Origin of the sequence: uncultured Shewanella sp., assembly GCF_947495455.1 — a bacterium.
Taxonomy (GTDB): domain Bacteria; phylum Pseudomonadota; class Gammaproteobacteria; order Enterobacterales; family Shewanellaceae; genus Shewanella.
Map to the genome: position 1 here is coordinate 1 of NZ_CANLZC010000161.1, position 8,089 is coordinate 8,089.

Consider the following 8,089-nt stretch of genomic DNA (forward strand, 5'->3'; position numbering starts at 1 on the left):
ATATGAAGAACCATCTTATTTATCGCAATGTCTTCGGGATTATTTAGAATAAAAATATGAGGGGATCTTTAAGTATTAAACTATATCCTGCCGCGCAGTGTGAGGCAGTGAAGTTGGTAAGCTGAGTAGAATAAAAAGAGGGATTGAGCGATGAGTATTACAGCTAAGGCATTACAGGTACCAGTACTTGACTGACACCTGCTCTTTGAAAGGGGAAAGCTGTTCCGTTATGGTTCATTATGGCTATTGGTGAGCGTTAATAGCTTAGGTAAAAATTGTGTGTTTTGCTTCGCAATACTGATTTGCTCAGCTAATACATCCTTTAGAATGTCATGGGTGGTTAACGGATTGGCCAACACCACACGAAAGACAATAGAAGGGCTATTAATTAAAGGTTCGGCTTGAATACGGGTGCGGGAAACGAATGAGATCCCTTGTTCTCTTTGTTGCTTTTGAATCCATTGAGTGAGGCTATCAAGTAGCTGATTAATGCTTGCTAACGTATCTATATCTTTAATTTTTTGAGCGTTTTCTATAGCGCGTTGCACTTGTTTTGGTACATATCGATAGGTTAATAAGCACAGCTCAGGTTCGCTAACGAGTTGAAAGTCGTTTTCTTGGTGGATAAGCTTAGCAAAATAACGGGCCTTTTCTAGACTGTTATTAATCAGCATTTCGTAACCATCTCGACCAATAATTTGTAAACAGGCATGCACAAGCATGGCCATACCCGGTCGTGAACCTTCCAGTGTTTGGCTTCCTAAGTCTTTTGAACCTTGACGTAAAATATATTCAGCATGGTGTTTTATGGCATTGGCAAAGGTAGGATCTTTAAAGAGCACCATGCCAGCCCCCATGGGCACGTATAATTGTTTATGAGCGTCAATGGTGACGGAATCCGCACGCTCTATTCCACTGAGTAAGTGCCGATAGCGATTTGATAATAAAGAAGCGCCTCCCCAAGCTGCATCCACATGAAAATGACAATTGAGTTCTTCAGCAAGATCTGCCAGTTCATTAAGGGGATCAATATTACCGGTTTCAGTGGTACCAGCGACACCCACAATGGCCATCACTCTAATATTTGATGACTGAAGTTTGAGGGCAATAGTACGCATGGCACTGACATCAACTTTATTATTGTGATCAACAGGTACCTGAATGATATTTTCTCGGCCAATACCTAATAAATCAGCCGTTTTGCCTAAAGAGTAATGCCCACGTGTAGAGACTAAAATAGCGATATCTTCATAACCATAATGACGTAACCCTTTCATCAGACCTTGGGCGGCAATACCTTTATAATCACCATTGGCTTTTAATAGCTGGTTTCGGGCTGTCCATAAGGCCGTAATATTGGCAACGGTTCCTCCTGAGCAAAAAGCCCCAAGAGAATCATTAGCATTGTGCATCCAGCTTTGATAAAAATTATCATTTTGTTGATAAACGAGGTGGTGCATCATGCCCAGTACTTGTCGTTCAAGAGGAGTAAAGGCTTTTGACGTTTCTATTTTAACCAGATTTTGATTTAACCCCACCATCATTTTAGATAAAGGCAATACAAAATAAGGTAAAGCGGAGGTCATATGTCCAATAAAGCTAGGTGATGAGGTATGTACCGAATGCGCCACCAAATTTTTCATAATCTCATCGGTATAATCGGAGACAAATTGCGGCATTTCTGGAATTTGGTATTGCTGAAAATCACGTTCAATTTCAGAGAGTGGTTTTTCTATTGCTACAATACTGTCCTTTAAAAAGCCCATCAAATCACGAGATAGGTTTTGTTCTATCACGCTCAGTGTTGAATCAGGGGCTTCAGGCAAGGTAAAAATGCGTAAAAGGGCATCTTCTGATGCTGTGGCGCGTTTGAATGTCATGACTCTTACTATCTCTATACCTATCAAACTGGATTAACGGCATTAAGTATGATGCTATGCCTGTTAAAATGGGAGCTCACTTTACTGTATGGTGTAGAGTGCATCAAGTGATAAATGAAGGCAAATGAATTGATTATGTTTACGGTTTTTATTTTATTCCAAGTTTTTGGATTATAACATTCATCTTACAATGTAATGTGAATGTTATAATTGATAATGATTACTATTTCATTTGTTTTTAAGCTGAATAAAGCGGATAATAGCTTATTATAGATAGATATTTTGATACATTATTGAGGTTGAATTAGGCCTACTCTTACTCCTCATTTCGCGATGAAGTTTTTATCATTCGTGCGCTTATAAAGGGATATATGTCATGAAGTTAAGTGAATTAAAACCAGGGGATAATGCCATTATCTCCATTGTTGGGCAGATGTCTTTGCCGCTGACGGTCAAACGAAAATTGCTTTCTATGGGGATCACACCTAATACACGTTTTTCTTTGATCCGTCGTGCGCCTATGGGCTCGGGGTTAGAGCTAGATTTACGTGGCAGTAAATTATGCATGAGACACGATTTAGCTAACATCATTGAGGTAGAAAAAGCCCATGACTAAAGAATTTCATTGTGTCACTGTTGGCAATCCTAATGCGGGTAAATCAACACTCTTTAATGCATTAACGGGCGCTAATCAGCAAGTCGGTAATTGGTCAGGCGTGACGGTTGAAAAGAAAACAGGCCTTTTTACCTTAGAAAACACTGATATTTATTTGACTGATCTACCGGGCGTTTACGATTTACTTCCTGCAGGAAACAGTTGCGATTGCTCTTTGGATGAGCAAATTGCGCAAGTATATTTAGCCAATGAAAAGATGGATGGCATTATTAATCTTGTGGATGCAACGAATATAGAGCGGCACCTTTATTTGACAGTGCAATTGCGCGAATTGGGGATCCCTATGGTTGTGGTACTCAATAAAATTGATGTGGCCCTAGCACGTGGGATTGATATTAATGTAAAGCAAATGAGTGCTGCTTTAGGTTGCCCTGTCGTTGCGGTTTGTTCTCGAGATGCAAAAGATATCATCAAAGTCAAATCTCAAGTGGTCGCATTATTAAAAGGACAAGTATCAAAATCGCCTTTAATGCTTGATTATGGCCAAGCATTAGAAGCGCAAATTAGCCAAATTTTGGCGCACACTTCATCCTTGAATCGAGGGGAAGCATTAGCTAAGTTGGCTAGTCAATCTACAAGTCATAAAAGCTGTAATAGTACTCCTCAATCTGCGCCGACCAATAGGAACGACGAAGGCGCGCACAATACCACTGGTTTATCCAATGAAGATATTGAAATTTCTCTTGCGACGACGCGATTTAATTTTGTTGAGCAGGTTTTTACTCGTTCAGTTATCAGCGAGCAACAGGAAACCTTAACCGATAAATTAGATAAGTGGGTGCTACATCCTTTGTTAGGGATCCCTATATTTCTCTTGGTCATGTATTTATTGTTTATGGTCAGTATTAATGTGGGCAGTGCGTTTATTGATTTTTTTGATATTACCGCTGGGGCGGTATTTGTCGATCACTTTGGTGCCTTGCTTGAGGGGATGGGAACACCCGCATGGTTAGTGACAATTTTAGCGGGGGGCATAGGCCAAGGTATTCAAACGGTGGCGACCTTCATTCCTGTGATTGCCGCGTTATTTCTCATGTTATCCATATTAGAAGGCTCAGGCTATATGGCAAGAGCGGCTTTTGTTGTAGATGGTCTCATGCGTCGTATAGGATTGCCCGGGCGAGCATTCGTGCCTATGATTGTGGGGTTTGGTTGCTCTGTGCCCGCCATTATGTCAACCCGAACATTAGGCAGCGAGCGTGAGCGAATTGTCACCGGTTTAATGACGCCTTTTATGTCTTGTGGTGCGCGTTTGCCGGTTTATGCATTATTTGCCGCGGCGTTTTTTCCTCATACGGGACAAAATTTAGTTTTTGGTTTGTATATTATTGGTATCATTGCTGCGATTGGTACTGGGTTACTATTACGTTCGACCATTTTACCGGGCTCAAGCAGTGCTGTGGTGATGGAGCTGCCAAGCTATGAAAGACCCAAGTTTAGCACTGTTATGAATCGAACCGGAAAGCGGACGAAAAGTTTTATCAAAGGCGCGGGTAAAACCATTGTGATTGTGGTGACCTTATTGAATTTTGTTAATTCAATTGGTACCGATGGTAGCTTTAACCATCAAGACAGTGCAGAGTCTGTACTGAGTGTGGTCAGTCAAAAGGTCACGCCTTTCTTCTCACCTATGGGAATAGAGAAAGAGAATTGGCCCGCAACGGTAGGGATTATTACAGGCCTTTTTGCTAAAGAAGCTGTGGTGGGAACATTAAACAGTTTATATTCTGGAGGCGATACTGATGAGACGTTAACGCCTTTATTTGAGTCGTTTAAAGAAGCATTAGCGACGATTCCGGCTAACTTATTTGGTATATCCTTAGAAGATCCCTTATCGATGTCGGTGGGAGATGTGTCATCGATGAATTCTGCAGCGCAAGAGCAATCTGTTAGCACACATACCTTTGTTGCACTCAAGTCGGGTTTTCCAACCTTGATTGCTGCGTTTGCTTATTTACTCTTCATTTTGCTGTACACACCTTGTGTGGCGGCGATGGGGGCAATGGTCAATGAGTTTGGTCCTCGCTGGGCACTTTTTGCAGCGACTTGGACATTTGCCCTCGCTTACGGCACTGCGACTGTGTTTTATCAGTTAGCGACTATGGCACAGCATCCACTGCAATCCTTGTTTTGGAGTGGATTTTTCATTGGCGCCTTAGTGATTTTTTACTTTTGGTTAAAGCAACAGGGTCGAAAAGCACAGAGTATTATTCCAAATGTGAAAGTGATCACTGACTAATTTTGGACAAAGTGATAAAAAAAGCAGCGTGTATTCGCTGCTTTTTACATTAGATTTGATTATTTTTTACGATAATCGTTATTTTTCAGCGTGGAGCGTTGTATCTCGAGGTGATCTGTAGGATCATGCTTTTTTAACTTTTAACCCTGTCCTTGAGAGGAATTCCATGAGTCAAGTGGACACCGAAGTACGTCCGAGTAACTTCATTCGTAATATCATAGATGAAGATCTTGAAACGGGTAAGCATACACAAGTGCATACTCGTTTTCCGCCTGAGCCAAACGGCTATTTGCATATTGGTCATGCTAAATCAATTTGCCTCAATTTTGGCATTGCACAGGATTATCAAGGTCAATGTAATTTACGTTTTGATGATACTAACCCTGAAAAAGAAGACATAGATTATGTGCATTCTATTCAGGAAGATGTGCAATGGCTGGGTTTTCAGTGGGCAGGAGAGATCCGTTACTCATCAAATTATTTTGATAAGCTGTACCAATATGCGTTAGAGCTTATTAAGAAAAATTTAGCTTATGTGTGCTTTCTTAATAGCGAAGAGACACGTGAGTACAGAGGAACATTAAAAGCGCCGGGTAAGAACAGTCCTTATCGTGATACCAGCGTTGAAGAAAACTTAGCCTTATTTGAAAAAATGCGTCTAGGTGAATTTAAAGAAGGTGAGTGTGCATTGAGGGCGAAGATTGACATGGCCTCACCTTTTATGTGCATGCGCGATCCTATTATTTATCGAGTGCGTTTTGCTCATCATCATCAAACAGGGGATAAGTGGTGTATTTATCCTATGTATGACTTTACTCATTGTATTTCTGATGCGATTGAGAATATCACGCATTCATTATGCACATTGGAATTTCAAGATAATCGTCGTTTGTACGATTGGGTATTAGATCATTTAGATGATTTTAACCTTGATAATCGTACTCGCCAATACGAGTTTTCACGTTTAAACCTTGAATACACATTAATGTCGAAACGCAAGCTTAATGATCTCGTTGTGAATAATGTGGTATCAGGTTGGAATGATGCGCGTATGCCGACAATTGCAGGCCTTCGTCGTCGAGGTTATACCGCCGCGTCGATCCGTGAGTTTTGTCAGCGTATCGGGGTGACGAAACAAGAAAACATGGTTGAAGTGGCTATGCTTGATGCCTGCCTTCGTGAAGAGCTTAATGCTCATGCGCCACGTGCGATGGCGGTGATCAATCCGATTAGAATCATCATCGAGAATTATCCTGAAGATAAAGTCGAAGAGATCATGGCGCCTGTGCATCCTAATATTGAAGAAATGGGTAAAAGATCTTTGGCCTTTAGCCGTGAGATCTTTATTGATGCCGATGATTTTCGTGAAGAGGCCAATAAAAAGTATAAGCGCTTAGTACAAGGTAAAGAAGTTCGCTTGCGTAACGCCTATGTGATTAAAGCTGAGCGTTGTGATAAAGATGATGAAGGCAATGTAACCACCATTTATTGTACTTATGATGCCGATACATTAGGTAAAAACCCCAGTGATGGCCGTAAAGTGAAAGGGGTGATCCATTGGGTTGAAGCTAGCACGGCTAAAGAGGCAGAGTTTCGTATTTATGATAGATTATTTACTGATCCGAACCCGGCTGCTTGTGATAAGGTTGAGGATGTGCTTAATCCTAATTCACTGATTATTAAGCAAGGTGTGGTTGAGGCAAACTTAATCAATGCGGAAGTCGAAAAAGCTTATCAATTTGAACGTGAAGGTTACTTTTGTGCAGATAACCAAGATTCAAGCCCTGAGCATTTAGTCTTTAACTTGACGGTACCGTTAAGGGAAACAGTTAAATCCACTTTAGATATTTCATGGAATACTTCTCCGTAATATAAGTTTTTCGAATCAAAAAACCGGTAAGGTAGAGATAATCAACCTTGTCGGTTTTTTTATGCTTATTGATACGCAGGTGCTAGCCTCCAATTTTATTGCAAGTGCAATGCGTCTGTTACATGGTGAGTCACAAGGAATAAACCTAGCTTGATTGAATCTCAGTCAATGAATATTCCATAGTGGTTCTTTAAGTAACATAGTTTATTCGTTTATCTTTAATGATACACAGGTGCTAGACCCCAACTCCATAAAAGGGCACTGGTTCCCATTAACGCACTTAACAGTATAAAACCTGCGGTGAGTACTGATAGGGTGTAAACAATACTCTTATCTTCATGAATATTCATGATGATGGGGATACCTGTAAACAACAAATAAATAGAATAGCTAAGCCCGATGAGACCGATGATCATGATAAACCAAAGGACAGGGAATAAGCAGGCAAAGCCCACCATAAAGACCGGAGTGGCCGTATAAGCGGCGAGCTCTAATGATTGGGTGTAAGTTGGTTTGGCATCAAAGGTGTTGGCCATCCAAAAAATCAGGTAAGCGAGAATAAAGACACCTGCAAGTAAACCTAAATACATGGAGAAACTCATAAAAAACGCACTGCGTACGGTTAAAAAATGTCTCTGCCCGATCCCGAGATCCCAGCCTATGTGTGTAGCGGCAATATAAGTGCAAATAACAGGAATAAGTGCAATGAGCAAGATATGGCTCAAGCTACTTTTAAAGGATTCATGGTTTTTTTCTATTGTGTGCCACTCTTCTTTTGGATGCGTATATAGCCCCATTAAATGATTTAAAATCATGATGATCACCTTTGCCTAGCATTTAAGGATGCTCGTCAAACTGCTATATCTAAGGTTTGTTTACACAGGGGAGAATAACCTAAGACATAGACGAACCTGTTACAGCTCTATGATTATTAATTAAACAAAGTGTGATCGATGTCAAGTCTTGAAGTGAGTGAAGTCACGCCATATTCATATAAATCGAGTGTTAATACCCATACAAAAAGTAAGTATTTATAAGGCTTCTTATTGTGTTAGTGTCATTTCATGTTTTTAATAAAATAAAAGCAATAAACCTGATTAAGTCATAGGGAAGATGCGTATTTACGGGTAAAGTCGCATCTATGTTGCATTAGATTCTTGAGATTTTATAACTGTGTCGACCCAATCTTTACTTGTTCCAATCATGGATTTTTTAAACCGCAGCACGACTGAAGCATAGATCCAAAAAGGGGCTTTACCTGAAAACTCGTCTCAGCTGTTGATTGAACACTGTTGTTGTGAGCTCCTGCGATCAGCATCATTATTTGTACTAACTATTTACACTAATTAACCTGAACTCGGGATAAGAAATTGAACTAACAGCCCTCTTTGTGATCAGATCTTTCGACCAAGATTAATCAATCA

The 8,089-nt window shown here is 40.4% G+C and carries 5 protein-coding genes; 3 read left to right on the forward strand and 2 right to left on the reverse strand.

What is annotated here, in order from left to right:
- Nucleotides 1-227: 227 nt before the first annotated feature.
- Nucleotides 228-1,880, reverse strand: a complete 1,653-nt coding sequence (panP, locus tag Q0791_RS23745) for a pyridoxal-dependent aspartate 1-decarboxylase PanP (RefSeq protein WP_299011741.1) — start codon at nt 1,878-1,880, stop codon at nt 228-230.
- 376 nt (nt 1,881-2,256) lie between these two features.
- Here panP and Q0791_RS23750 point away from each other — a divergent pair, with 376 nt between their 5' ends.
- The 3 genes from Q0791_RS23750 to glnS all read left to right on the forward strand — a co-directional run bounded on the left by Q0791_RS23750 (nt 2,257) and on the right by glnS (nt 6,665).
- Nucleotides 2,257-2,496 carry a FeoA family protein gene (locus Q0791_RS23750; RefSeq protein WP_299011742.1) on the forward strand — a complete coding sequence of 80 codons (240 nt, stop codon included), beginning with the start codon at nt 2,257-2,259 and terminating at the stop codon, nt 2,494-2,496.
- Nucleotides 2,489-4,795, forward strand: a complete 2,307-nt coding sequence (gene feoB, locus Q0791_RS23755; RefSeq protein WP_299011743.1) for a Fe(2+) transporter permease subunit FeoB — start codon at nt 2,489-2,491, stop codon at nt 4,793-4,795. The genes Q0791_RS23750 and feoB overlap by 8 nt, the downstream gene beginning before the upstream one ends.
- Nucleotides 4,796-4,961: 166 nt before the next feature.
- Nucleotides 4,962-6,665: a glutamine--tRNA ligase gene (glnS, locus tag Q0791_RS23760; RefSeq protein ID WP_299011744.1), complete on the forward strand. Its 1,704-nt coding sequence runs from the start codon at nt 4,962-4,964 to the stop codon at nt 6,663-6,665.
- A 218-nt stretch (nt 6,666-6,883) separates the two neighbouring features.
- On the opposite strand, the gene Q0791_RS23765 is transcribed toward glnS, so the two are convergent.
- On the reverse strand, nt 6,884-7,480 hold the full coding sequence (locus Q0791_RS23765) for a Yip1 family protein (protein ID WP_299011745.1): 597 nt from the start codon (nt 7,478-7,480) through the stop codon (nt 6,884-6,886).
- Nucleotides 7,481-8,089 lie beyond the last annotated feature (609 nt).

What these genes read in the sequence shown, in the direction of transcription:
- glnS (WP_299011744.1), top strand. Translation starts at nt 4,962, where the DNA reads ATGAGTCAAGTGGACACCGAAGTACGTCCGAGTAACTTCATTCGTAAT.
- Q0791_RS23765 (WP_299011745.1), bottom strand. Translation starts at nt 7,480, where the DNA reads ATGATTTTAAATCATTTAATGGGGCTATATACGCATCCAAAAGAAGAG.
- Q0791_RS23750 (WP_299011742.1), top strand. Translation starts at nt 2,257, where the DNA reads ATGAAGTTAAGTGAATTAAAACCAGGGGATAATGCCATTATCTCCATT.
- feoB (WP_299011743.1), top strand. Translation starts at nt 2,489, where the DNA reads ATGACTAAAGAATTTCATTGTGTCACTGTTGGCAATCCTAATGCGGGT.
- panP (WP_299011741.1), bottom strand. Translation starts at nt 1,880, where the DNA reads ATGACATTCAAACGCGCCACAGCATCAGAAGATGCCCTTTTACGCATT.